27 protein-coding genes are annotated in these 26,732 nt (G+C 38.9%); 5 read left to right on the top strand and 22 right to left on the bottom strand.

Annotated elements, in window-relative coordinates:
- Window positions 1-137: 137 nt before the first annotated feature.
- The 5 genes from NML69_RS04300 to NML69_RS04280 are packed head-to-tail and all read right to left on the bottom strand — an operon-like array spanning window position 138 to window position 4,865.
- A complete protein-coding gene (locus tag NML69_RS04300; protein WP_198459156.1) occupies window positions 138-1,067 on the bottom strand; it encodes an aldo/keto reductase family oxidoreductase in 930 nt (309 codons plus the stop codon).
- A 5-nt stretch (window positions 1,068-1,072) separates the two neighbouring features.
- Window positions 1,073-2,860 (bottom strand): beta-galactosidase family protein, encoded by a 1,788-nt coding sequence (locus NML69_RS04295; protein ID WP_198459155.1) that lies wholly within the window; start codon window positions 2,858-2,860, stop codon window positions 1,073-1,075.
- A gap of 1 nt (window position 2,861) precedes the next feature.
- Window positions 2,862-4,214 (bottom strand): PTS sugar transporter subunit IIC, encoded by a 1,353-nt coding sequence (locus NML69_RS04290; protein WP_254725400.1) that lies wholly within the window; start codon window positions 4,212-4,214, stop codon window positions 2,862-2,864.
- A complete protein-coding gene (locus NML69_RS04285; protein WP_198459153.1) occupies window positions 4,207-4,545 on the bottom strand; it encodes a PTS lactose/cellobiose transporter subunit IIA in 339 nt (112 codons plus the stop codon). The genes NML69_RS04290 and NML69_RS04285 overlap by 8 nt, the downstream gene beginning before the upstream one ends.
- A gap of 8 nt (window positions 4,546-4,553) precedes the next feature.
- Window positions 4,554-4,865, bottom strand: a complete 312-nt coding sequence (locus tag NML69_RS04280) for a PTS sugar transporter subunit IIB (RefSeq protein ID WP_198459152.1) — start codon at window positions 4,863-4,865, stop codon at window positions 4,554-4,556.
- Window positions 4,866-5,072: 207 nt separating this feature from the next.
- On the opposite strand from NML69_RS04280, the gene NML69_RS04275 reads away from it, so the two are divergent.
- Window positions 5,073-6,263 (top strand): ROK family transcriptional regulator, encoded by a 1,191-nt coding sequence (locus tag NML69_RS04275; protein ID WP_198459151.1) that lies wholly within the window; start codon window positions 5,073-5,075, stop codon window positions 6,261-6,263.
- A gap of 35 nt (window positions 6,264-6,298) precedes the next feature.
- Here the strand turns inward: NML69_RS04275 and NML69_RS04270 are convergent, their stop codons facing one another.
- The 11 genes from NML69_RS04270 to leuS all read right to left on the bottom strand — a co-directional run bounded on the left by NML69_RS04270 (window position 6,299) and on the right by leuS (window position 17,094).
- Window positions 6,299-7,195: a haloacid dehalogenase-like hydrolase gene (locus NML69_RS04270; protein ID WP_198459150.1), complete on the bottom strand. Its 897-nt coding sequence runs from the start codon at window positions 7,193-7,195 to the stop codon at window positions 6,299-6,301.
- 688 nt (window positions 7,196-7,883) lie between these two features.
- Window positions 7,884-8,300, bottom strand: coding sequence for a GNAT family N-acetyltransferase (locus tag NML69_RS04265; protein WP_254725399.1), 417 nt, complete (start codon window positions 8,298-8,300; stop codon window positions 7,884-7,886).
- Window positions 8,301-8,311: 11 nt separating this feature from the next.
- Window positions 8,312-9,007, bottom strand: coding sequence for a GNAT family N-acetyltransferase (locus tag NML69_RS04260; RefSeq protein WP_254725398.1), 696 nt, complete (start codon window positions 9,005-9,007; stop codon window positions 8,312-8,314).
- Window positions 9,008-9,100: 93 nt separating this feature from the next.
- Window positions 9,101-9,520 (bottom strand): DUF3021 domain-containing protein, encoded by a 420-nt coding sequence (locus tag NML69_RS04255; RefSeq protein WP_254725397.1) that lies wholly within the window; start codon window positions 9,518-9,520, stop codon window positions 9,101-9,103.
- A gap of 9 nt (window positions 9,521-9,529) precedes the next feature.
- Window positions 9,530-9,985 carry a LytTR family DNA-binding domain-containing protein gene (locus NML69_RS04250; RefSeq protein WP_000701941.1) on the bottom strand — a complete coding sequence of 152 codons (456 nt, stop codon included), beginning with the start codon at window positions 9,983-9,985 and terminating at the stop codon, window positions 9,530-9,532.
- Between the two features lie 18 nt (window positions 9,986-10,003).
- Complete coding sequence (locus tag NML69_RS04245) at window positions 10,004-10,846, bottom strand: ABC transporter permease (RefSeq protein ID WP_198459146.1); 843 nt, start codon at window positions 10,844-10,846, stop codon at window positions 10,004-10,006.
- A complete protein-coding gene (locus NML69_RS04240; RefSeq protein WP_254725396.1) occupies window positions 10,846-11,712 on the bottom strand; it encodes an ABC transporter ATP-binding protein in 867 nt (288 codons plus the stop codon). The genes NML69_RS04245 and NML69_RS04240 overlap by 1 nt, the downstream gene beginning before the upstream one ends.
- Before the next feature lie 492 nt (window positions 11,713-12,204).
- A complete protein-coding gene (locus NML69_RS04235) occupies window positions 12,205-12,618 on the bottom strand; it encodes a YjdF family protein (protein ID WP_061416087.1) in 414 nt (137 codons plus the stop codon).
- Between the two features lie 139 nt (window positions 12,619-12,757).
- Window positions 12,758-13,990, bottom strand: coding sequence for an acyl-CoA thioesterase/BAAT N-terminal domain-containing protein (locus NML69_RS04230; protein WP_254725395.1), 1,233 nt, complete (start codon window positions 13,988-13,990; stop codon window positions 12,758-12,760).
- Window positions 13,991-14,045: 55 nt separating this feature from the next.
- The gene (locus NML69_RS04225; protein WP_254725394.1) at window positions 14,046-14,501 is read right to left on the bottom strand and encodes a MarR family winged helix-turn-helix transcriptional regulator; all 456 of its coding nucleotides are present in this window, start codon (window positions 14,499-14,501) and stop codon (window positions 14,046-14,048) included.
- A gap of 91 nt (window positions 14,502-14,592) precedes the next feature.
- Window positions 14,593-17,094 carry a leucine--tRNA ligase gene (gene leuS / locus NML69_RS04220; protein WP_254725393.1) on the bottom strand — a complete coding sequence of 834 codons (2,502 nt, stop codon included), beginning with the start codon at window positions 17,092-17,094 and terminating at the stop codon, window positions 14,593-14,595.
- Window positions 17,095-17,262: 168 nt separating this feature from the next.
- On the opposite strand from leuS, the gene NML69_RS04215 reads away from it, so the two are divergent.
- From NML69_RS04215 to NML69_RS04200, 4 genes are all read left to right on the top strand, one after another.
- Entirely contained in the window at window positions 17,263-17,826 is a 564-nt protein-coding gene (locus tag NML69_RS04215; protein WP_000365731.1) for an isoprenylcysteine carboxylmethyltransferase family protein, read from the top strand.
- Window positions 17,827-18,264: 438 nt separating this feature from the next.
- Window positions 18,265-19,305: an ABC transporter substrate-binding protein gene (locus tag NML69_RS04210; RefSeq protein WP_180833708.1), complete on the top strand. Its 1,041-nt coding sequence runs from the start codon at window positions 18,265-18,267 to the stop codon at window positions 19,303-19,305.
- A gap of 12 nt (window positions 19,306-19,317) precedes the next feature.
- On the top strand, window positions 19,318-20,409 hold the full coding sequence (locus tag NML69_RS04205) for an ABC transporter ATP-binding protein (protein WP_254725392.1): 1,092 nt from the start codon (window positions 19,318-19,320) through the stop codon (window positions 20,407-20,409).
- Window positions 20,399-22,057 carry an iron ABC transporter permease gene (locus tag NML69_RS04200; RefSeq protein ID WP_254725391.1) on the top strand — a complete coding sequence of 553 codons (1,659 nt, stop codon included), beginning with the start codon at window positions 20,399-20,401 and terminating at the stop codon, window positions 22,055-22,057. The genes NML69_RS04205 and NML69_RS04200 overlap by 11 nt, the downstream gene beginning before the upstream one ends.
- A 94-nt stretch (window positions 22,058-22,151) precedes the next feature.
- On the opposite strand, the gene NML69_RS04195 is transcribed toward NML69_RS04200, so the two are convergent.
- The 6 genes from NML69_RS04195 to rpsK all read right to left on the bottom strand — a co-directional run bounded on the left by NML69_RS04195 (window position 22,152) and on the right by rpsK (window position 26,727).
- Window positions 22,152-22,853, bottom strand: coding sequence for a histidine phosphatase family protein (locus NML69_RS04195; RefSeq protein ID WP_000049286.1), 702 nt, complete (start codon window positions 22,851-22,853; stop codon window positions 22,152-22,154).
- A 236-nt stretch (window positions 22,854-23,089) separates the two neighbouring features.
- The gene (locus NML69_RS04190) at window positions 23,090-24,427 is read right to left on the bottom strand and encodes a PFL family protein (RefSeq protein WP_254725390.1); all 1,338 of its coding nucleotides are present in this window, start codon (window positions 24,425-24,427) and stop codon (window positions 23,090-23,092) included.
- 9 nt (window positions 24,428-24,436) lie between these two features.
- Entirely contained in the window at window positions 24,437-24,703 is a 267-nt protein-coding gene (locus NML69_RS04185; protein WP_000644111.1) for an ACT domain-containing protein, read from the bottom strand.
- Window positions 24,704-24,967: 264 nt separating this feature from the next.
- A complete protein-coding gene (rplQ, locus tag NML69_RS04180; protein ID WP_000331493.1) occupies window positions 24,968-25,354 on the bottom strand; it encodes a 50S ribosomal protein L17 in 387 nt (128 codons plus the stop codon).
- 11 nt (window positions 25,355-25,365) lie between these two features.
- Window positions 25,366-26,301: a DNA-directed RNA polymerase subunit alpha gene (locus NML69_RS04175; protein ID WP_000568993.1), complete on the bottom strand. Its 936-nt coding sequence runs from the start codon at window positions 26,299-26,301 to the stop codon at window positions 25,366-25,368.
- A gap of 42 nt (window positions 26,302-26,343) precedes the next feature.
- Window positions 26,344-26,727, bottom strand: coding sequence for a 30S ribosomal protein S11 (gene rpsK, locus NML69_RS04170; RefSeq protein ID WP_001118385.1), 384 nt, complete (start codon window positions 26,725-26,727; stop codon window positions 26,344-26,346).
- Window positions 26,728-26,732 lie beyond the last annotated feature (5 nt).

Below are 26,732 nucleotides of genomic sequence, written 5' to 3'. Positions count from 1 at the left end.
AGGTCTTTATTTAATGATTATATAATACAAGATGAATCTTAAAGCTAACTTAACTTTTTCTATGATTGATTATTTTTTTAACAAAAGAAGCAAATTGTTTTCACAATTTACCTCTTGAAATAGGGAGGCATAGATATTTACGGCAAAGCATTTCCTGCGCTTTTATAAATTTTATACCATTCAGAACGTGGCAAATCTACTTTAAATGCTTCTGCACTTGAGCGGATTCGCTCTGGATTCATACTTCCGATGATTGGTTGCATATTCGCTGGATGCCGTAAGATCCAAGCAAGGACAATCGCTTCAAAGGAAACTTGATGCTGCTCTGCAAACTGTTTAAGTGTCTTTGTCAATTCTACATATTTAGGATGATCCATAAACAATCCCTGTGCCAAATCAACTTGGAATGGCGACCATGGCTGGATAGTAATATCCTTCAATCGGCAATAATCCAAGACGCCTCCATCACGATTGATGGCAAAAGAATTGTGCATATTAGCATTCAGACCTTGATCAATCATAGGCGTATGAGCTGGGCCAAACTGCAACTGATTGACAATCAGTGGCTGCTTGACGCTCTTTTGCAAAAGTTCGATTTGGTAAGGATTTTGATTGCTAACTCCAAAGTAACGCACTTTCCCCGCTTGATACAAGCGATCAAATGCTTCTGCTACTTCATCTGGCTCGACCAGAGCATCTGGACGATGCAAAAGCAAGACATCCATATAATCGGTCTGTAGGCGTTTCAAACTGGCTTCTACTGAGTCAATGATATATTCTTTTGAAAAATCAAAATGATAATTCGTATGCACATCTCGCAAGCCACATTTTGACTGAATGATCACTTGATCACGTAAAATTCCCGCATCTTGCAAGCCTTTAGCAAACTTAGCCTCTGACTCGCCACCTGCATAAACATCGGAGTGATCGTAGAAGTTAATACCGATTTCCTGAGCGGTCTTCAACACAGTTACAATCTCATCTGAAGACTTTTCAGCCATCCGCATACAGCCCAAGACCAATTGACTAGCTTGTTCCAATTCATTCCCAACACGGATATATTTCATTGTTTTTACAACCCCATTTCTTTAAATACCGGCTGATCAATCAAGGACAGTTCTTCAACTTTTACATTTTCCGTCTCAAAGACGATAAACTCATTTTCTTCCTTCAGAAATCCTGACGGAATATACAGATATTGAATCGGACCTTGACTCCAATAGCGTCCTAGATTAAAGCCGTTGACACTGATACAGCCTTTACCATACTGCGAACAGTCGATAAAAGTATCTGCTATCTCATCTAATTTTACATTAAATTTGTAAAAAACGGGTGATACAATCTTATCTGGCACAGGATTTGTACATTCTAGCTTAGACAACATGGCCTCATCAAACTTCAAGGCATAGTGTTTCCAACCTTTACGGAATTGGTGGTTGATCATGATACCACCTTTTACACCTTTAGACTGGCTAGGAGCATTCAATTTATACCCATAGTTGACACGTCCCATATTTTCTACCAACACATCAATTTGAATACGCTCTGTATCAGCAGAGAATAGCATTTCATCTCCCAGCTCTTCTCTATACTGAGTAGCTAAGTGCTCTTGATTGATATAGAAATGACAACGATCGTGAGTTTCTAATGCTTTCAGTCGCTCTTCGTGATATTGATTCTTAATATCTGAACGATAAAGGATGTAGCCATGATTCTGCCCAATACGCTCCATTGACTGTGGATAATCGTGTATAATTTCCTCTGTGATCTGTGGAGCTACATCCAAAAGATCTGCAGTTCCTTCAACAGGAAAGCTTCCATAAGTTCTGGCCTTACGAATAATTGGATCCATTTGTTCCAATTCTGGGAAAAGTTCATGCGTCACACGTTGGACAGCATAATACTTCTCTGTTGGCACACCCCATTCTGTAACCGGTGCATCGAAATCATAGGATGTAATTTGTGGTAAATCTCTTGTTTTCCGAGCAGAACAGCCACTGATAAATCCAAAGTTTGTTCCTCCACGTAGCAAGAAGAGATTCATACTACCGATCTGCATCATTTCTTTTACATCCTGTGCGAGGTCTTCAGCATCTCGGCGGACAATTTCTTCGCCCCAACGGCTAAACCAACCATCCCAGAACTCTGTACACATAAGCGGCCATTTTTTACCATGACGCTCCATAAAAGCACGTAAATTATCTGTATTTTCCTTCGCTTGCGATCCAAAATTTCCTGTTACAAAGATATCATCTTCAATCAAGGTACCTGATTCCAAAGCTTCGATCCAAGTTCCATCTGATGTAAAGAGTGGAACACTGACTCCACGATCTCGCATCATTTTCGCAATGTTGCGCATATATTCCTTGTCTTCCGCATAAGAACCATACTCATTCTCCACTTGCATCATGAGAATAGGACCGCCCTCTGTAAACTGATAAGGCAAGAGCTTTGGAAAGAGCCAATCATAAAAACGACTAACCTTTTCTAAAAACAAAGCATCATTTACGCGGAAACGCATGCCAGGATAATTGAGTAACCATGGTGGCATTCCACCAAAATCAAACTCAGCACAGATATAAGGGGTCGGACGAACAATCAAATGAAGGCCCATTTCCTGTACAAGATCAAAGTAAGCTTCAAAATCAAGTAGGCCGTCTCTTACAAATTGCCCTTCTTGAGGTTCGTGCAAACTCCAGGGAATATAAGTCTCAACAGTGTTGTAACCTAGTGCTTTTAAGTTGTGGAGTGTTTCTCGCCATTGATCAGGATGAAGGCGAAAATATTGAATGGCTCCTGATAAAATTTTAAAAGGCTTCCCATCAAGATAAAATTCATCACGTATTTCAAAATTTATCATATTATTGCTCCTGTTGTTTGTCAGCCATCTTGACAAATGGCAAGTAAACAAAGGTAGAGATAGCGATATTAATGAGTGATAGAACGATCGCTCTCCAGTCAAAGGCTGTCGCAAAGAATCCGTACAAGACAGGAGGCATCACCCACGTTACGTTCTGAGTAACAGGTGCAACAAGTCCCCATGCAGTTGCCCAGTACGAGACAGTCACCATCAGAAGTGGCGTCACTACATACGGAATGAACATAATTGGATTCAGTACAATTGGCAGACCGTACATCACAGGCTCACCGATATTGAAGATCATTGGGTAAATACCCAATTTTGCTACTTCGCGATAATGTTTATTTTTAGCTTGCCAAAGAATTGCAATTGCGACACCAATCGCATCAAACCAAACAAAAGCACCAAATGAGTTATCTGTCCACATATATGGAATAGCTTGCCCTGCTTGGAAAGCTTCTAAGTTTGCAAGCATGGTAACACCAAATAGACTAGCCATGACCGGTGCTAAGACATTACCACCATGAAGTCCAAAGAACCAGAAAATCTTATTCAAAAATACAATTAACAAAACAGCCCAGAAACTTTGTGACATGCTAAGAAGTGGTGCTTGAAGGACTTTATAGATCCAGTTAATCATTAATTCACCAGTCACAGTATTGAAGATATAAGTCGCAATACCGATGACATACATAGCAATCGCAGCTGGAATGATAGACAAGAATGGCTTCATGATTGCAGGTGGAACAGAATCTGGAAGCTTGATTGTCCAGTTACGATTCATGACTTTACAAAAAATGATAACAGAGACAAAACCAATTAAAATTGCTGTAAAATAGCCACGAGCACTAATTTGGTCGCCCGGAATCACACTATTAAGTGTTACTGCAAGGCTATTACCAGTTAATTTAAACTCTGGTAGTTTCTCAACTGCCTTACCAACCGCTTGGCTATTTGAAGCCAATTCAAATGTCTTTGTGATAGAACCACCAATCGTAATAACATAAGAAGCGACCGCTACCAGTCCAGCTGACACCTTATCTGTTTTGTAGATTCGAGCAATGTTTACACCGAAGGTAAATAAGAACAAAAGAACAACAATTGGAATACTTCCCTTGAAGACTAACCAGTTGATGTCAATCAACCACTGGAAAGTACTTGTGATCCAAGTCCAACCAAATTGACCTGGAAGGTCAGACAGAAAAGCATTCAGCATTAAAGCAAATGAACCTGTCATAATGACTGGCATGGTTCCAATAAAGGAATCACGAAGAGCAACGAGGAACTTTTGATTTCCTATTTTATTGGCAATCGGCATCAGGCGCGCTTGCCATTTATCGACAAAATTACTCATAATAGTCTTCTCCTTTTTTTTCTATTTTTTGATAGAGAGCAATGATTTCCTTAGCCAAGTCAACAAAAGCGATGCTCGTCATTAAGTGATCTTGACCATGAATCATAAATAAATTAATTTCGTTTTTTTCTCCTTGCGCCTCTCTAGTCAGCATATCTGTCTGAGCATGGTGTGCCTCTAAAAGTGCCGCCTGAGCTTGGGAGAGTTTTTCTGTAGCATCATCAAATTTCTGATTTTTAGCTGCTGCAATGGCCTCTAAAGCACAAGATTTTGCTTCTCCGCCATACATAATTAACTGCATTGCAACTTCTATAGATGATTGTCTGTCCATACATCCTCCTATTGCATCAAAGACTCAGCTAGCTCTAGCACTTTGTCCCCCTTCATCATGCCGTAATCCGTCATAGGAATGACATCTACTGGAGTAGTTGCTAACTTTTCTCTAAAATCATCCAATAGATAGCGTACCTGAGGGCCTAATAAGACAACATCAACTTGGTGTTCGGCTAGATAGCTTTCTGCTTCTGGAACTGGAACTGCAAAAATGTTTGCTTGCATCTCTTTTTCTTTTGCTGCTTTTTGCATTCTTGTTACCATGAGACTTGTACTCATACCTGCAGCACAGACTAGCATGATTTCTTTTGTAGCCATATGTTTCCCCTCCTAAATAATTTGGTATTTTAAAAATTAAAACAAACTTATTATTTGTAATATGTAAATAAAAAAGCTGTTTTTTTGTTTATTTAAGTTTATTGTTAATTTTCTATAAATATTATATACTGAATTTTTGAAAATGTCAACGCTTTCATGTTGAGTTTTTAATTATTTTTTGATAATATATCAGCTGAGGTAAAAATTATGACATTAACTCGAAAACAAGCTGAAATCAGGGCAACAATTCTAGATCAACTCTATGCAAAACGCCCGATTTCTCGTATCGATATTTCAAAAGAAACACATATCACTCCTGCTACGACAGGCAATATCATCAACGAACTCATTAAAGAAGGATTGGTGCACGAACTAGGAGAATTAGAAGACGATAGTGTCGGACGTAAAAAAACTTTACTAGACATCACTGCTCGCCAACACTTTTATTTGGGGTTTGAGATTTCTGAAAAGTATCTTGCTTTAGTGATTGCTGATAATATAGGTGATATTTTGGCTAGCGAATGGCATACACATCATCTAGAACATCAAGGCGGTCCTAATGATATTGAAATCATTCAACTTATCCAACATTTTTTACAAAAAAATAAGAATTTTTCTATTTCAGCAATTGGGATTGGATTGCCAGGACACGTTAAATTAGACGAAAGCCCGCAAATCATCTCTAAAAACCCACTTTGGGAAAATATAAACTTAAAAACAATACAGGATGCTTTTGCTGTTCCCGTTTACTTTGGTAATAAATCTCACTGCCTCACCTTGGCAGAGCGACTCTTTAACTATCATTCTACAGATAGTAATTTCATCGTTTATCATGTTGCAAGAGGTATTCATTGTTCATATATGTATAACGGAAGTATCTATAGTCAAGAAAATTTCCTGATCGGAGAAGTCGGACACACTGTCATCAATCCTGAAGGCGAACGGTGTCCTTGCGGTAAAAATGGTTGCCTGCAAGTCTATGCCAGTGAGAGCGCCCTGATTGACAAAGCAAGCTTGCTCTATCGCTCTTCCCGTGTCTCTTTACTTCGAACCTTAGTGGCCGATTCTGGTGATATCAGCCTCAATACACTTCTTACAGCTTACCAATTGGGAGATCTTGGTAGTATTGAGTTAATCAATACCGCCTGTAAATATTTGACGATTTCGATTTCCAATCTATGCCAACTTATTGACACAGAACGCATTTACTTAGATGGCGAAATCTTCTCTTATCCTATAATTGCAGAGCAGATCCTCTCTCGCTTACATCACATGGTACAACTGTTCCCACATCAAAAACAACCCGAGATTACCATCAAACCGTATTCTCATTTGAATGTTGCTAGAGCTGCAATCAGCCTATGTATTAACGAAGCTTTTCTTCATAAAAAAAATTGAGAACCTACATGGTTCTCAATTTTTATATATATATTTTAACGATTGATCGAACGAGCAATCATCGAAACCGTATGGCGCTGGCCACGAAGCGCTTTGCTCATTGCAAAGATGTTCTCCACTGGGGCAAGACAACCATATCCTGAATCTCCAATATGCTGAATGTCTACACCACAGATTTTATTGCGGATTGCCATTTGCTTAACAATATCTGTATCCGAACTCTCTTGACTCGTTCCAATAGCGCTCATTACGAGAGCCCCTTTTTTATGTGCCAACTGAACGATTTGTTTCAAATCTGCATCATCAAATCCTGGAACACTTCCCACCGCTGGAGCTAGGATAATATCTGCTCCCGCTTCAATAAATTGATCGATAGCCTCCAAGTCCGCTACTGGCTCATCTACTCCTGCACCATGCATTTTTCCAGCAATGAGCAAACCTGAAAAATGCTCTTTCACTACTCGAATCGTATCGATAATTGCCTGATTGGTTACCCCTGTTCCTGGATTTCCTGTCAAGCAAATAAAATCAACACCATATTGTTCTGCTGCCTGAATGGTTGCAGCACTAGCTTGCCTACCTTCGTTAATCTCTTGACGATCTTCGGCCATTTGCGCCTGCGTATCAATCGGTTCTAAATTGACTCCGATAGGACGTCCAACTAAGTGATGTAGCTCCTCTACAAAATTTCCTTTCCCAGTCAAACCATCCACATAAGGATTGAAGAGATCAATACCATTTAGCAAAATAAGGTCTGCACCAAAAGCTCTAGCCATCTCAGAATTCGTAATATCACCGATATAAGATTCCTTAAAAGCCACATTTTCTGATAAGATGATCCGTCCCTCGCTAGCTTTGATGCTTTGTTTCAGCTCACTAGCTGTCATACTTAAAATCTCTGATGCATTAGAGCTAATAAATCGTTTGACCATATTTCTACCTCTTTTTGATTTTGTTTATAATTTGTTAATTATTGCGATTTAATTTTTATTTTACAGCTTTTTTATTTATATTTTATTACCAATTAAGTATAACACTTTTATATCGAAATGTAAACGCTTTATTTTTAGAAACTAAAAAAAGCTGATACAGAAGTAGCAAAGTTTTTTCTAATTTCTAAAATTTTTTTTTGTTAATTTTTCCAAATGGGATTTCCTTTCTCAAACAACAAAAAAGCCACCTGATTGGGTGACTTCTTTAGGGAGATTATTATGAAAAAGAAAAGTTTAGGATTTCATTAAATAAAGTTAGGAGGTCTTTATTTAATGATTATATGATACAAGATGAATCTTAAAGCTAACTTAACTTTTTCTATGATTTATCATTTTTTAAAAATTTTCTCCAAATGGAATTTTTTCTCAAACAACAAAAAAGCCACCTGATTGGGTGGCTTCCTTAGGAGATTATGATGAAAAAGAAAAGTTTGGGATTTCATTAAATAAAGGGTACTCAATGAAAATCGAAATCAGACTAGGCAGATAGACGCAAGCATAACGATAGTTAGCTAAGTCTACTCTAACGAAGGCTGGTGAGATTTTCGAAGAGTATTAGGAGGTCTTTATCTAATAACTATATAATACACGAGGAGACTTAAACTTTACTTAATAAAAAATAATTTTTTTATCTTTTTCGATCCACCCAAATCATTCCTGTACAGTCATAAGTAGATAAAGTTTCAAATCCCAGAGATCGATAGAATCCCAAGGTTTTTTCTGTCTGTTCGGTCACTAGTTGGACTTGATAGGCATCTTTGAAGTCACCTAAAGCCTCTTTCATCAAGTCGCTACCAATCCCTTGGCGCTGATAGCTAGGCAAAACGATCAAATCCTGGACAAAAATCGATGAGAAACCATCTCCGACCAAACGGACCAAGCCCACCACGGCATCGCCATCAAGTGCCAGGTAAATCGCTAATGAGTGAGACAAGGCCTTCTCCAACATCTGAGGTTGATGGGTATAATTTGTCCATCCAACTGCCTGATAGAGATGCAAAACATCCTCTAGCTTAACAACTTCTTGCTTTCTAATAGTTATCATCTCAATACCTCTCAGAATTCTCTTAAGCTCTTGTACTGCTGTCCTTTTTTATCAAAATTTTCAGGAACCAACCATGCTTCCAAACGAGCTTTAACTTGAGGCCAGTCCTTATCAATCATAGATAACCAATCCGTATCACGAGTACGCCCCTTATAAACGACTGCCTGACGAAATGTTCCTTCATAGACAAATCCCAAACGTTCCGCAGCTCGTCTGGATGGCAGATTTAGAGCATCGCATTTCCACTCATAGCGACGATAGTTAAGCTCCTCAAAAACATAGCGAGCTAGGAGATACTGAGCTTCAGTTCCTATCCGTGTTCCCTTGAGCTCTGGAGAAAAAGTGACTGCTCCCACTTCTATTACTCGGTTATTCTGGTCAATGCGCATGAGAGAAAATGTTCCCAAAGCCTTACCAGTTGCCTTGTCTATAATCGCATAGTAAAAACGGTCCTTACGAGCTAACATCTGATTTAAGACGGTAACCAGTTCCTCCATATCTGCCACCGGCTCCTGAAAGAGGTAGGTCCACATCTCCCGAGGAGTATCTGGACCATAAACAGCTAATAAATCCTCCGCATGCTTTTCCACCGAAAGAGCCTCTATCCGAGCGTAGCGCCCTTCTAAGAAATCAATGGAAGGCAATTCACCTGGTGTATAACTTTCCATTGGCTCACCAATCATCTGACCATATTCATTTACTGGCATCGTTTTCTCCTTGTTTTACGCTGAAAATACTATATCCTAAATTGCTCTATATGGAAACTAGCACTCTCCCCAAACTTCATCCTCAACACTACATTAGTGATTCGTTTTCTTTCTTTTATCTTCTAAGGCTTGATTAATTCGTTGGGTGAGCTTGTGAGTTTGCCAGATCTGGTACAACCATATCAGTCCATAAATCAACAAAAAAAAGAACCAAAGCAAGGGACTCAACAATGCTGAACCCCAGCCAAAAAATAAGTAGGTTAATACTAAAATAGTAGCTGTCGCTAACAAATGAACTCCTACACGTATACTATAAGCAAGAAACTCTAGTCTTTCAAGGATTAAAGTCAGTACCCCCATAATTCCACTCATCAAAAACAAAGCTAGAATATTTTTTGTCGTTGGTGCGGGATAGGTAATACCTGAATAAAACTGAGCCAATAACACCAAACTCAAATAAACAAAGGAGGCCGTACGCATTCCTGATACAAAATAAGCAATCAATCGCTTCATGATTTTCTCCTATAAACCTAGATAATCCATTAAGGACTTAACGTATTTCCGACTCACACTCGATTTGAGACCCCGAGTCATCTTAGCCATCATGTTCCCTGAAAAGCTATCCGATAATGACTCTAAATGGTCAATGTTTATAACTGAATGACGTGATATCTGTATGAAATTACGCCGGTTAACCCGATTCTGAAAGTTTGTCAATGTTTCCTTAGTTTTATAAATCCCATCTACCGTATAAATGGTCAACAAATTCTTATCGATATCTGCTAGAATAAGATCCTCAATTTTCACCATAACCAGATGATCATCCGTTCGAATAGGAATGACCACCTGATTAGTCGTTGAAAATTGTTCTAAATACTCCATGACTTCTCTTGCTTGATCGGTTAACTGAGCTGCCTGAATTAAAATGTGTGGGTCTTTTTCTGAAAACTCTGTCTTCATTTCAAAACGAATCTTCATTTTCTCTCCAATACATCTTTATTTTCTCTTGCTAAACACTTTAACAAATAACATCCAAAGAAGAATAGCGACGAGACTGATAATAACCACTATAAAGTATGTTTCTTCCTTTGTCAATAGTTCTTGCCAGTTGATTTGGATTCCCATTTTTTCTTGAAATTCCTGTAACAGACCGCTATTTCCTGAAAATGCGGTCTCTAACCGCTCTTTCATCAAGACTTGTCGATAGAGAGAAGCAATATAAGTTGCAGGGGTACATTTCATGAAAAGCTGTGCAGAATCAGGTAATACTCCAATGGGGATATAAGTTCCTACTAAAAATCCAGAAGCAGTTCCCACTATCGTTGCCAGTTTACCAAGGCTATCTACAGATTGAAAACGGTAAATCAAGAGAACATTTACCAAACTTGAAAGCAGACTGCTTAACAACATAATCAAAGCGATTTCCGGTAAATGACTGATAACTGGGCTCTCTTTAAAATAAAAACTCATAACAGCATACATAAACATCTGCATAACAAAAGAAATGACAATACTACTGATTAGATAGGAGGCCTGTAAGCCCCAGTTACCTAAATCAGTCAAGTATAGATCTTGATCCACTTGATTTTCGCGGTCCTGAACCATTTGTTTAAGAGCTGTAAAACTGGTTGTCATCCCAGTCACAGCCAACGTCCCACCCATCAGCCAGTTATTTAAAAGGTTCGTACTATTAGGGAGTTGGGACCAAGAGTCCGTCAAATTCTTCTGCAAAAAAATGATATAAAGGAGGAAGGAAATCAATGCCCCCAATAATGAGAAAAATACCCCCGAACGATTACGAAAATATAAGATAAAATTCCGTTTCAATAAAGCTAGCATTAGCGAACCTCTCTTCCTGTAAGTGCAATAAAGGCATCATCCATAGTACCCGGACGAAACTCAAAAGAATCAATTTCTTCTCGAACTTTTGCCAAATATTCAATGGCTTCCTGTGACGTCCCTGGATAAAAAAGATATTCCAACTCATTTTCTTCCTCTACTGTCATTCCAGCCTGTAGCAATTTTTCTAGAGCCTTCATTTCCTTAAAACGAATTTTTAGGATATTAGATGCATACTGACTTTTAATAGCAGTCGCAGAACCTTGCGCAATCACTTTCCCATGATCAACGATATAGATCTGATCCGCTTCATCTGCTTCATCCAGATAATGAGTCGTTAAGATAATAGTCATCCCTTCATCTTTTTGTAGTCGATACAGTAGATCCCAGATGGATTTGCGCGTCTGAATATCAAGACCTGTCGTTGGTTCATCCAAGAAAAGAATATCTGGTCGCGAAAGAAGAGCACGCGCAATATCAACCCGACGTTTTTGTCCACCTGACAAAGTCCCATATTGTTGTTTCTGGAAAGCAGTCAAACCCAGTTGATGGATCAAATCATCCACACGACTTGCTGCAATCTCCTTATACTGTTGAGCACGAATCGTGAGATTTTCCCTAACCGTCAACATCTCATCCAGTACACTGGCTTGAAAAACCACTCCGATTTTCGTATTTGGCGCATATCGAATCTGACCTTGTGTCGGCTTTTTCAAACCGATTAACATGGAAATAGTGGTTGATTTCCCTGCACCATTGGGTCCCAAAATAGCATTGAAACTTCCTTTTTCAAACTCTAACTGAATATCATCGACAGCCATATGATTGCCGTACCGTTTAGTCAAATGTTTCGCTTGTAAAATCATCTTTTTTCCTCCTCTTAACCACACTAGTTTAACAAAAAGAATGAAAGAAAAATCGACTTTTGAGATAAGCAGTTAAAATGAAAGGACAAGTGGTAAAATAATGGGGGTTAAATTAAAGTAGAGCAGGCTCGCTTTTCTCCTATCTAATCACTAGAGGAAGTTTAAAATCACTTACAACCACACATTATATTTTTAAACATGTGCTATAAAAGAGGTGTTTTATAGCATCCGGCAGAAAAATCCAAGAGTCAATAGTATTGTTCTCGCTAAACCAAACAATAAAAAATGAATCAGAAATTATGGCACACACTCCCTTCTAGTAAAATGAAAATGCTGAATGGGGCAGGATTGAATTTGAAGTAAGCAAGTATGGTCCTGAATTTGAAACGGCCATTAACGATAAGTCTATCTAATAGGAAAGAAATCTTCAATACAAGCAAAAACAGCTCTTGTTATCCAAGAAGAGCTGTTCTATTTTATGAAAGAGAATCACTAGTGCCCCTTGTGCTTCTCTTTACGTTTTTGCTGTTTGCGTTCAAATTTCTCTTGCTTGAGCAATTGCTTTTGGAGACTAGACTGTTGTTTTGAATGCTTTTTTCGTTCCTCGTACTGCAACTGTAAAAGCTCTTGTGACTTAGAAGAAACTTTCTGCTTCACCTGTTTCTTTACAGCTCGCTGCAAACGCTTCGGATTCTTAATCTTCACATGCTGTTTGACTGTTGCCTCTGGACTAAAAGATAACCGAACAAACTGAGTCTGTAAAAGTTTCAAAATTTCATCCTCTTTTGGTTCCTGACCAAATGTCACACGACAAACTTGATAAGTTCCCTCATACTCTTGTTCAAACAACCCATGCCAAAATCCATCTTCAAAATAAACTGTCAAGCCAATTGAAACGATTTCCACGACAGCACCTCCTTAAATCTATCCCTAAGAATGGACAACCAAGGAGGAAGGTTACTGATAGGCTTGCCTATGTCTGGACTACCAACCAGAACTGTGTTTTTATCTTAGTTGGGACTATTATAGCACGGTTCAGCACTATCTACAAATTTTTCAAATGTGTATCAAAAAAATTTATCGTAGCAAACCAAGAGTCTACACTTTCTTTCATTAATAAGCGCCAATCTTTTCGATAACGATGATTCGGTTGATAAGCAACCGTCAACATATGCCCTGTTTCATGGTATTTTTTAAACAAAATGGATTTCCCTTTATAATGTGAAATAATATCATCTATCGCAGATGACGCATCCCATATTTCATCAACATCGCTTCCTAGTAATAACAAAGGAGAGGCAATTTTACTCACATCAATCTGAGCCCTACTATCTTCAGGAATATGTTTTCCAAAAAACTTGTTTAACAAATAATTTCCTAGTTGAAATTTTTGATACGGAAGTTCTTTTTGCAAATATGTCCAAGAAGATGAATGAGAGTTGAGTTTTCCCTTTATTCCCTCAAATATTACATTTGAAGGGGAATTGAGTACCAAACATTGCACTTCATCCAAAATACTTTGTCCAGCCAGAACAAGCTCTGCTCCCTTAGAGCGACCATATATTCCTATTTTTGTATCATCAACTTGAGGATGATGATATAGAAAATCTTTCGCTTCCTCCAGACATTCTATCGGAATTCGTTCTAAGTTTTGGGGCAATCCCTCTAAACCAAAATAAGCTATCGCAAGGCAAATATAGCCTCTAGAAGATAAAAGTTGGGCAATGTTCTGAGCTTTTTCAATTCTTCCCTCACTACCGCTAACAGTAATCACGGCTGGCGCCTTTTTTAACTTTTCATCATAAAATAATCGACCTTGAAAATGCTTATCATAAATATCTCGATACCTTATTCCCAAATTCATATAACGCCTTACAAAACTTTGCTCCGCGACCACATCTTTCCCCAGCCTGATTTTAATTTCAACACCAAAACAATCTCGTAAAGGAATTCTATCAAGAGAACTGGGTAATCTCCTTTTCCTATTCTTCAGCGGCTTCACATTAAAGAATAAGCCCATTTCTGAAACCCCTTTATAAGATCCCGAAATAGATGCTGTCTGAGAGGTATCAATCATACCGCCCTGATCAGATAAAAAAATTGCGGTTGATTTCCACACGACATCATGATCTAAAAGTAAGGGAGCATTTATACAGTAATAATCAGACAGGTACATTTCTACACAATACCTTGTCCTTGGTTCTAAACCATTGATAGTAATATAAAAAGATTCATCTGCTAAATCAGTTTGTGAAATCAGTTCAATGTTTACAGTCATATCTTCTCCTTTTGTTAATATACTTAACAACTAAATTTAAAATTTACCGTGACTTTTACCACGGTAATTCTTCCCATACCTTTTCAATATCATCCATCAATTTCACAACTGTTTGAAGCTCCTCCTCGCTATAGTTGTTTAAAACTGAAAAGACCGATTTTTCAATATATGCTTGTTGCTCCTTATGGATTTTAAAAACTTCGATGCCTTTGTCAGATAATCTCAAATATTTATTTTTCCCATTATTCGGAGCAAAATCAAAAACAACTAAATTTTTTTGAATTAATCTCCTAACACTTTGAGTTATTGCACTTCTCGAAACTTCTAATAATTCAGATAATTTTACTAGATTTAAGGGCTGATTTTTCCCAATCACAACAATCAAATGTACCTCATTCAAAGTAATGGATTTGTCAACACCACTTTTATGTTGATTTTTTTTTAACTGGTCAAACGCTGAAATAAATCTATTGAAACGATTATTAAATGTAATAAATTCTTTTTTATCCATAATCTCTCTTTTCTTTGTTAATAACATTAACAAAATAGAAACTTCCTGTCAAATAAAAAATCCTCCAGATTCTACTCTGAAGGATTCATTTTTATTTTACAACAATATTGACCAGTTTGTTAGGTACCGCAATCACTTTTATGATTTCCTTACCGTCAATTTCAGCTTTGACTTTTTCATCCGCTAGAGCAATATCTTGCAATTCTTCGCGTGACAAGTCTTTCGCGACCATGAGTTTAGCACGGACTTTTCCTTTAATTTGGACGACTATTTCGATTTCGTCTTCAACTAATTTACTTTCGTCCCATGTTGGCCAAGCTACGTAAGAGATGGACTCACCTGTTGCTGCAACTGTTTGCCAGAGTTCTTCTGCCAAGTGAGGCGCAAATGGTGCGATCAATTGGATAAAGCCTTTGGCGTAATCCACATAGAGTTTATCTTCCTTGTTGGCAGCGTTAACAAAGACCATGAGTTGGGCAATGGCTGTGTTAAATTTCATGGACTCAATTTGCTCAGTAACAGATTTAACGGTTTCGTTATAAACCTTGTCAAGAGCGCCATTGTTTTCCGCAACAATTTCTTTACTTGTAATCAGACGGTAAACACGGTCAAGGAACTTACGGCTTCCTTCCAGACCTTCTTCAGACCAAGCGATTGAAGCATCAAGTGGCCCCATAAACATTTCATAGACACGAAGGGTGTCAGCACCGTATTGTTCCACTACGTCGTCTGGATTGACAACGTTTTTGAGCGATTTAGACATCTTGGCTGGTGCTTGCTCCAACTCTTCTCCTGTTTCCACATGGAAGAAGGAACCGTCACGTTTTTCAACCTTGTCAGTCGCTACAAGAGCCCCACGGTGGTCACGGTAGCTTGTCCCCAAAATCATTCCTTGGTTAAAGAGTTTTTGGAATGGCTCTTTTGTTGGAACCACACCGAGGTCATAGAGGAATTTGTGCCAGAAACGAGCGTAGAGCAAGTGAAGAACGGCATGCTCTGCACCACCCACGTAGATATCCACTGGCAACCATTGTTTGAGGAGATCCTCATCAGCCAATTTCTCAGTGTTATGAGGGTCAATATAGCGGAGGTAGTACCAACTTGAACCAGCCCACTGTGGCATGGTATTGGTTTCACGACGACCTTTAACACCATCTTCACGAGTCACTTCAAGCCAGTCTGTCAAGTTAGCTAGTGGACTTTCACCAGTACCTGAAGGACGGATGTCCTTAGTTACAGGCAAGACAAGTGGCAATTCACTTTCAGGAACAGCTGTTGAAGTTCCATCTTCCCAATGAATGATTGGGATTGGCTCACCCCAGTAACGTTGACGACTAAAGAGCCAGTCACGGAGACGGTAGGTAACCTTCTCCTGACCACAGCCTTTTTCTTCCAACCAAGCCACAATCTTAGCAATAGCATCTTCTTTGTTCAGTCCATCTAGGAAGTCAGAGTTGATGTGAAGGCCGTCTTCTGTGTAGGCAGCTTCTGCTACATTGCCACCTTCAAGCACTTCTACGATTGGAAGGTCAAATTGTTTAGCAAATTCCCAGTCACGTTGGTCATGAGCAGGTACAGCCATTACCGCACCTGTCCCATAGCTAGCAAGAACATAGTCGGCAATCCAGATTGGAATTTCTTTGCCATTGACAGGGTTGATGGCATAAGCACCCGTCCAAACCCCTGTTTTTTCCTTAGCAAGGTCGGTACGAGCCAAGTCAGACTTGAGACTAGCTTGGTGTTTGTAGTCCGCAACTGCATCAGCTTGCTCTGGGCTTGTGATGGCATCTACTAGTTCATGCTCAGGAGCCAAGACTGTGAAAGTCGCTCCGAAAAGCGTATCAGGACGAGTAGTAAAGACGGTAAATTCCTTGTCAGTCCCCTTCACTTTGAAGGTTACATTGGCACCAGTTGATTTCCCAATCCAGTTACGTTGCATGTCCTTGATAGACTCTGGCCAATCCAACTCATCCAAGTCATTAAGCAAGCGCTCTGCATAGGCCGTGATTTTAAGCATCCATTGGCGCATCGGTTTGCGGACAACTGGATAGCCTCCACGTTCAGAAGTTCCGTCCGGAAGGACTTCTTCGTTTGCAATGGCTGTTCCCAATTCCTCAACCCAGTTTACTGGTACTTCGGCTTCATAGGCCAAGCCTTTTTCGTAAAGCTTGGTGAAGATCCATTGCGTCCACTTGTAGTAGTTTGGATCTGTTGTGTTGACTTCACGATCCCAGTCATAAGAGAAGCCAAGCGCATTGATTTGGCGTTTGAAGTTGGCAATATTTTCAGCTGTAAATTCTGCTGGGTCATTTCCTGTGTCCATGGCATATTGCTCAGCAGGCAAACCAAAGGCATCCCAACCCATTGGGTGAAGGACATTGTAGCCTTGCGCACGTTTGTATCGGCTGAGGATATCAGTTGCAGTATAACCTTCTGGGTGTCCTACGTGCAATCCAGCTCCTGAAGGATATGGGAACATATCGAGAGCATAAAACTTCGGTTTTGATGCATCTGTTCCTGTCTTAAATGTATGATGTTCTGCCCAGTAGCCCTGCCACTTAGGCTCAATTTCTTTATGATTGTAAAAACTCATGGTCTCTCTCCAATTTTATGATGTTACTATTATACCATTTTCAAGAGATTTTTACAGATGAAATCATGAAGTTTCCATTGATACCTATTACAAAACATACTCTAACTATTTCCTTTTAATTGACCACTAAAATTGAAAGTTGTATAATGCTAGCTGGAGGAAATAATCATGGATTTACAAACTATTTTTGCATATGGGTTCATTCTCATTTTCATCATCACAGAAACGTGGATTAAAAGGAAAACAAAATCAAACAATGAAAATAACTCTGAAGACAAAGGAAGTCGTTACATCATTATTGGTAGTGTTGTTTGTTGTCTTCTATTAATGAATGAACAACTTCTACCTTCTATAGCTCAATTGCCACATTTTTTGATCTATATTGGAATTCTCCTTTCTCTAGCCGGCTTTGTATTACGTATCTATGCAGTTAATTATCTTGGGAAGAATTTTACACTTGCGGTTCAAACAACAGATAGTCAGCAGTTGGTAGAAGCAGGTCCCTACTCTATAGTAAGAAATCCTGCCTATACTGGTAGCATCGTATCCATACTTGGCTTGTCAATTGTTTCATTAAATCCTCTCACAATTATTATTTGTCTCATTCTATTGGTAGTTGGTTACAGTATTCGATTAAAAGTAGAAGAAAAAGCCTTATACAATCATTTTGGAAAAGCATATGAAACATACTGTCAAAAGGTTCGCTATCGAATTTTCCCTTATATTTGGTAATTTCATTCAAATATAACATATCTTTCAACTAGGTTTGACTGATTGCTAAACATGATAAATATTTTTTTAATGAAGGATTGAGCTTTGCGTTATGCAAGATTCAATCCTTTTAGTTTGATTTCATTCTGTTTATATCTCCTTTATGGTATTATTCTCCAAAATGATTCTAGCCTTCCTTTCATAACATCACATCCCCCAAAAATTTTTACTTTTTCGGAAATATTGATTTAAATCATATCCTTTAACTCAAAATTAGCTCCTAATCGGAGCTAACTTCTATTAACTATTTGTCTCTTGTAGCTACTTCCCCTAACTTCTTTAACTCATATTTCTCGTTTTAGATTTCTTTAAGGTTTTTATTATATGATGTAGAACTCTGTAATTGAAAACATTAGGTAAACAAACAGAGAATAACGTTCGTAAAAAAGGAGAAAAATTATGAAAAAAACACTATCACTTCTCTATTTCAGCTGGATATTTCTACTTTTGTCAGGATGTTCTTCAACAACAGAAGCTGAAACTAGCATTGAAAATGATACGGATAAGACTTTAGTTGTTTATTCGCCTAACCCTGAAGATCTTATTGAAGAAACAATCCCAGCTTTCGAAGAAAAATATGGTATCAAGGTTGATTTAGTCCAAGCTAGTACTGGTGAATTATTCAAGAAAGCTGAGGCTGAGAAAGAAGCTCCTGTAGCCGATGTCATTTTCGGAGGTTCCTACGCACTCTTCTCTTCTAACGAAAAGCTCTTTGAACCGTATACTTCCCAAGAAAACGACCAAATTATCCCTGAATATCAAAATAAAACCGGATTCTACACCCCTTATACACTTGACGTCAGTGTCATCATTGCCAATTCAGCTCTTACAAAAGACATTAAAATTGAAGGCTACAATGATTTACTCAATCCCAAATTAAAAGGAAAAATCGCTACTGCTGATCCAAGTAATTCTTCTAGTGCCTTTGCTCAATTAACAAACATGCTTGTGGATCAAGGGGGCTATGAAAATGAGCAAGCTTGGACATATGTGAAAAATCTATTTAGCTTAGTAGATGGGAAAATTGCTTCTAGTTCTTCAAATGTCTACAAATCAGTCGCTGACGGAGAAATGGCTGTCGGACTCACCTATGAAGATCCTGCATTGAAACTCTTAAACGATGGCGTTGATGTAAAAGTCATTTATCCAAAAGAAGGAACCGTCTTTTTGCCTGGTAACGCAGCTATTATCAAAAATGCCAAACACATGGAAAACGCTAAAAAATTTATCGATTTCCTTCTTTCTCAAGACATTCAGGATAAACTAGGAACTGAAACAACCATTAGACCCATTCGAAAAAATGCTAAAACCAATAAAAATATGAAAGCAATGACAGAAATCAATATCGCTACTGAAGATTCAGATTATGTCATCCAAAATAAATCAGCTATTCTTAAAAAGTACAATGATATTTTCACTAACATTCAATCGAAACAGTAAAAGAGGGTCACTATGAGTGAGATCAAAATTATTAACGCAAAAAAAATCTACCATGATATTCCTGTCATTGAGAATTTAAACATTACGATTCCAAAAGGAAGTCTTTTCACCATTCTTGGACCTTCAGGTTGTGGAAAAACGACCCTTCTTCGAATGATTGCAGGCTTCAACAGTATTGAAGGCGGAGAATTTTACTTCGATGATACTAAAATAAATAATATAGAACCCAGCAAACGCAACATCGGCATGGTTTTCCAAAACTACGCTATTTTCCCACATTTGACTGTCCGAGATAATGTTGCTTTTGGTCTTAAACAAAAAAAGGTTCCAAAAGATGAATTAGTTCGACAAACTAATAAATATCTGGAACTAATGCAAATTGATCAATACGCAGATCGAAAGCCCGATAAGCTCAGTGGTGGACAACAACAACGTGTCGCCTTAGCACGTGCATTAGCTGTTAATCCAAGTGTTCTCCTCATGGACGAGCCACTTAGTAACCTGGATGCGAAACTTCGCTTAGATATGCGCCAAGTTATTCGAGAAATTCAACACGAAGTGGGAATTACAACTGTATATGTGACCCACGATCAAGAAGAAGCGATGGCTATTTCAGACCAGATTGCCGTTATGAAAGATGGGATCATCCAACAAGTCGGACGACCAAAAGAACTCTATCATAAACCAGCTAATGAGTTTGTGGCAACCTTTATTGGACGCACAAATCTCATCCCATCCAAACTACAAAAAAAGAGCGACAGTGCTTATATCGTCTTCTCAGATGGCTATGCCCTCCCTATGCCAGCTCTTGATCAAGCTAAGGAACAAGCTGTTCTTGTGAGTATCCGTCCCGAAGAGTTTATCAAAGATGAATCTGGAGATATTGAAGGAATCATTTCCGATAGTGTTTATCTTGGACTCACCACTGAATATTTTGTAGAGACTGCATTTTCTTCAAAAATACAGGTCAGCGAAGAATCAACTTTTGAAGAAGATCTTCAAAAAGGGGATCGAATTCGTCTACGAATCAATACTCAAAAGTTAAATGTCTTTTCTGCAGATGGTTCCCAAAATCTTATTACAGGAGTTGGCTATGAAAGGTAAAAAATTAAATATTTGGACAGCCTCCTCATTCTTCATCTTTCTTACCTATCTTATTTTTCTTGTTTATCCAATTATTATTGTACTCAAGCAAGCACTCATACATGAAGGTCAATTCTCACTCGCTAATTTTGAAGATTTCTTTAGTAAATCCTATTACTCTGAGACACTAGTAAACAGTTTTAACGTCTCCATTACTTCTACTGTAACTTCCCTAGTTTTAGGGACTTTATTAGCTTACCTCTTTTCTATATATGACTTCAAAGGAAAGAAATTTTTACAGATATTGATTATCATAGCATCCATGTCAGCTCCCTTTGTAGGTGCCTATTCTTGGATTCTACTTCTTGGTAGAAACGGAGTTATTACAAAATTTCTAACCAACACACTCCATTTGCCTGCTTTTGATATTTATGGCTTCAAAGGAATTGTACTTGTGTTTACACTTCAGCTATTCCCATTAGTTTTTCTATACGTGGCTGGAGCAATGAAAAGGATTGACCATTCCCTTCTTGAAGCCGCTGAAAGTATGGGGATATTTGGATTCAAACGTATGATAACAGTTATTTTGCCCCTTTTAGTTCCAACTTTACTTGCCGCTGCCCTACTCGTATTTATGAGAGCATTCTCCGACTTCGGAACTCCTATGTTAATTGGTGAAGGATATCGAACTTTCCCTGTTTTAATTTATAATCAATTCATTAGTGAGGTTGGCGGAAATTCTGCTTTTGCATCTGCTTTAGCAATCATGGCGATTATCATTGCTTTAACAATCTTTCTTATTCAAAAATATATTTCCAATCGCTATAGTTTCAGCATGAATTCTCTCCATCCAATTGAGCCGAAAAAAACTACAAAAGGAAAAATGGCAGCAATTTATGCAACAGTTTACGGAATTGTCTTATTTTCTGTTCTACCTCAATTATTTTTGATTTTTACCTCTTTCCTAAAAACATCAGGTATGGTATTTGTCAAAGGCTATTCTCTAAACAGTTACAAGATTGCCTTCAATCGCATGGGAGCTACTATTTTTAATACGATTCGCATTCCTTTGATTGCTTTGATTCTAGTTGTTTTATTTGCATCATTTATCTCCTACCTAGCTGTTAGAAAACGAAATTTGTTTACAAACTTAATTGATAGCCTTAGTATGGTACCTTATATCGTACCAGGAACAGTTCTCGGTATTGCCTTTATCTCTTCATTCAATACAGGTATCTTCGGAAGTGGCTTCCTTATGATTACAGGAACAGCCTTCATCTTGATTATCTCCTTATCTGTAAGAAGACTCCCTTATACAATCCGCTCATCTGTTGCTAGCTTACAACAAATAGCACCTAGTATTGAAGAAGCAGCTGAGAGTTTAGGAAGTAGCCGTCTCAATACTTTCAGTAAAATCACTGTTCCAATGATGTTACCCGGTATTATTTCTGGATCTATTCTATCATGGGTAACAATGATTTCAGAACTATCTACTTCTATCCTGCTATATAATGCCAAAACAAAAACTATGACCGTAGCTATCTACACTGAAGTACTTCGTGGAAATTATGGCGTAGCAGCTGCTTTGTCAACTATCCTCACTGTCTTGACAGTTACTTCATTATTACTATTTATGAAAATTTCTAAAAACAATAGCATTACCCTCTAGTTTTCCCCTATCAAAAACAGCCAAAAGGATATCCCTTGGCTGTTTTTTCTTATTTTGATATGGTTATCAAATCTCTAGTTTATGGCAAGCCGTTCTATTTTGACTGAATAGAGGGCTCTTCCATCTTCTCACGTCCGAGCTCTCGATAGCTACGGTCACCAACAACTTCTACGCTAAACTGACCGTCCTCATATTCAAGAATCGTCACGCTACCATTATCTAGACCATGTGGATGCATACCATTGATCAGATACACAATAGTCCCAATGGTCATTCCATGGCTGACGACGAGAGCATTGCCCCCACCTTGTTCTTCCATTTCTTTGGCAATCGTTTCAAAACCTTCTTTGATTCGACCACTGAGTTTTTCCCAGCCTTCTGCCCAACCAGCAGTATCAACCTCTACCAAACCTTCTGCTAGTTCTGCATAGGACAACTGATGAACATGGTCCACATTAAAAATACGAGGAATCAACCCCATAAAGAGGTCCCCATCATAGGCCCCATCAAAACTACCAAAGCACCACTCACGGATTCGCTTGTCCATGCGGTAAGGGATTTTCCCCTGCAGTCCAAGTTCTTCTAGGATAATTCCCATGGTTTGAATAGTGCGACCTGAATCACTGGAATAAGCGCGGTCAAACTGCAAGCCAGACTCTCTCAAGCCAATTCCCAGTTCATGGATTCCCAACTCACCTTCTGCAGTCAGAGGTGTATCACTCCATCCTTGAGCACGTCCAATGGTGTTAAACATCGTTTTCCCATGACGGACCAAATACAATCTTACTTTAGACATTTTCTATCCTCCATTTTCTTCTATTATATCATGGATCAAAGAAATATTCGGCTTTCAAAAGCAAAGCCAACATTTGTAAATTATCCAAAAGAAAAGCTACCCTCATGGTAGCTTCCCTAGGAGATTATTATGAAAAAGTTTAGGATTTCTATTAAATAAAGTTAGGAGGTCTTTATTTAATGATTATAGTATACACAGTCATCCTTAAACTCAACTTAAATCCTCTCGCTTTTTTATTAATTTTTAAAACTATGGATTGGAGCTGGGATTTGCCCACCGCGAGAGATGAAATCAACAGACGAAGCCCCGTTGACCTTCATAACTGGAGCTGTCCCTAGCAAGCCTCCAAACTCAATCATATCACCTTCTTTGCCCTTTGGAATAATACGAACAGCTGTCGTTTTCATGTTAATAACACCGATTGCCGCCTCATCCGCAATCATAGCTGCAATGGTTTCAGCAGGAGTATCTTCCGGAATGGCAATCATATCCAGTCCAACTGAACAGATAGCAGTCATGGCTTCTAGTTTCTCTAAATTCAGAGAGCCATCTTGTACCGCAGCAATCATCCCCTCATCTTCAGAAACGGGGATAAAAGCACCTGACAAGCCACCGACTTGGTTACAAGCCATCACTCCGCCCTTCTTAACTTGGTCATTCAAAAGAGCGAGGGCAGCCGTCGTCCCATGCGTACCAACTGTTTCTAGGCCCATTTCCTCAAGGACACGAGCCACAGAATCACCAACTGCAGGAGTTGGTGCCAAGCTTAGGTCTACAATCCCAAAGTCAACACCCAGTCTCTCGCTGGCCATTTGACCGACTAGCTGACCGATACGAGTAATCTTAAAGGCCGTTTTCTTGACTGTTTCCGCTACTACATCAAAGCTCTGTCCACGAACTTTCTCCAAGGCGCGTTTGACAACACCAGGACCTGAAACACCAACATTGATGATAACATCTGCTTCCCCAACACCATGGAAAGCCCCTGCCATAAAAGGATTGTCCTCAACAGCATTAGCAAATACGACCAACTTGGCCGCACCCATATCTGATAAGTTCGCTGTTCCCTTGATGATACGCCCCATATCAGCGACCGCAGTCATGTTGATACCTGACTTGGTTGAGCCAATATTGACGGACGAGCAGACCTTATCTGTCTCAGCTAGAGCACGGGGGATAGAATTGATGAGTATCTCATCACCTTTTTGATAACCCTTTTGTACCAAGGCAGAGAATCCACCAATAAAATCAACACCGATCTCCTTGGCAGCCTTGTCAAGAGCCTTTGCCAAAACAACATAGTCCGTCGCATCAGTCGCTGCACCAATTAAAGAAATCGGAGTCACCGATACCCGTTTATTAACAATAGGAATCCCAAGTTCTGCAGCAATTTCGTCTCCTACAGCCACTAAATTTGCAGCTTTAGTGGTGATTTTTTGGTAAATCTTTTCAGCAGCACGTTCAATATCTGGATCAATACAATCCAAAAGGGAAATCCCCATGGTGATGGTTCTGATATCGAAGTTCTGCTCCTCGATCATGGCAATGGTTTCTGTAACTTGTCTAATATCCATAGCCACCTCCTAGATATTATACATAGCGTCAAAAATCGCCGCACTTTGAATATTTATTTTGACATTCAAGGTCTGACCGAAAGTTTCAAACTCATTTCGAAGATAAGTGAAATCCTGTTTTTCGTCACTAGAAACGACCGCCATCATAGTAAAGTATTCATCCAACACCGTCTGAGAAATATCGTCAATATTCAAACCCAACTCTGCAATCTTAGTAGACACGCCTGCAACAATCCCAGCCTTGTCCTTACCAACCACTGTAATAATAGCCTTCATTCTTATACCCCATTTCTACGATTATTAGAAAACCTGAACGTTTTTGATTTTCTTTTTTCCTAGTATAGCATATTTCCGAAAAAAATACTAAAAAACGCCTGCTTACGAAGTTGTTCTTAAACAAAAAAACAATTTCGTAAACAAGCGTCTACCCTATCAAATGATGATGAGTGTTCCCGCTAGGACCGAAGTCCCAGCGGTAGACCAGAGCTAGACTAAGAGCACAAGACTCCATCATCATAACACTCAACAAAATTGATGATTTTATACTAATTCGATGATTGCCATTGGCGCAGCATCACCACGACGTGGTTCAGTTTTAAGGATACGAGTGTATCCACCGTTACGTTCAGCATAACGAGGTGCGATTTCTGAGAACAATTTTTGAAGTGCTGTAGTAGAAGTGTACTTATCAGTTGCTTCATCATAGTTTTCAGATGCGATTTCATTACGTACGAAAGCAGCTGCTTGACGACGTGCATGCAAATCACCACGTTTACCTAGAGTAATCATTTTTTCAACAGTTTTACGGATTTCTTTAGCACGAGCTTCAGTTGTCACGATTGATTCGTTGATCAAAAGGTCAGTTGTCAAATCGCGAAGCATTGCTTTACGTTGTGAGCTAGTGCGTCCTAGTTTACGGTAAGCCATGTATTCCTCCTTTATTTATCTTTTAATCCAAGACCCAAGTCAATGAGTTTGAGTTTCACTTCTTCCAAACTCTTGCGTCCAAGATTTCGTACTTTCATCATCTCTGCTTCAGATTTTTCTGTCAAATCATGCACAGTATTGATACCGGCACGTTTCAAACAGTTGTATGAACGCACAGACAAGTCCAGTTCCTCAATCGTACGATCCAAAATACGATCGTCAGATTCAGTATCAGCTTCTTTCATCACTTCAGTTGACTTAGCAATCTCAGTAAGATTTGTAAACAAATCAAGATGTTCTGTCAAGATACGCGCTGAAAGCCCCAAAGCATCTTCTGGAATAATTGTTCCATTAGTCAAGATTTCAAGGGTTAATTTATCAAATCCATCATTGCTACCTACACGAGCAGGCTCTACTTGATAGTTGACTTTTGTAACTGGTGTATAAATAGAATCTACAGCAAGTGTTCCAACTGGTGCATTATCTTTTTTGTTTTCATCAGCAGGTACATATCCACGACCACTGTTAACAGTCATTGTCGCTTTTAGAGAAGAACCTTCACCGATTGTAAAGAGATAATGATCTGGATTTACAATCTCAATATCACTATCAGTCAAAATGTCTCCAGCTGTAATTTCAGCAGGACCTTCAACGTCAAGTTCAATGATTTTTTCGTCTTCAACGTATGATTTCACTGCAATCCCTTTAATGTTCAGAATGATTTGCATCACGTCTTCACGAACACCTGGAACTGTGTCAAACTCATGCAAGACACCTTCAATGTTGATAGATGTCACTGCTGCTCCTGGTAGAGAAGCTAGTAGTACACGACGAAGAGAGTTACCAAGAGTTGTACCGTAGCCACGTTCAAGTGGTTCGATTACAAACTTGCCATAATCTTTATTTTCATCAATTTTTGTTATATTTGGTTTTTCAAACTCAATCATTTAGTTACTCCCTCTTAAACGAAAAGCAGTGTAATGCGATGATTATACACGGCGACGTTTTGGAGGACGAGCACCATTGTGTGGCACTGGAGTCACATCACGAATTGCTGTTACTTCAAGACCAGCGGCAGCAAGCGCACGAATAGCTGACTCACGACCAGAACCTGGACCTTTTACAGTAACTTCAACTGATTTAAGACCGTGTTCTTGTGCAGATTTAGCAGCAGCTTCAGAAGCCATTTGAGCAGCGAATGGTGTAGATTTACGAGAACCTTTGAAACCAAGAGCACCAGCTGATGACCAAGCAATTGCATTACCATGCACATCAGTAATCATAACAATAGTGTTATTAAATGTAGCGTGAATATGAGCAATACCAGATTCGATATTCTTTTTCACACGACGTTTACGTGTTGGTTTAGCCAAGACTT

The sequence above is a fragment of the Streptococcus sp. CF8-6 genome, from assembly GCF_024295845.1.
Taxonomy (GTDB): domain Bacteria; phylum Bacillota; class Bacilli; order Lactobacillales; family Streptococcaceae; genus Streptococcus; species Streptococcus oralis_BO.
This window is presented reverse-complemented; position numbering and strand designations above follow the sequence as displayed.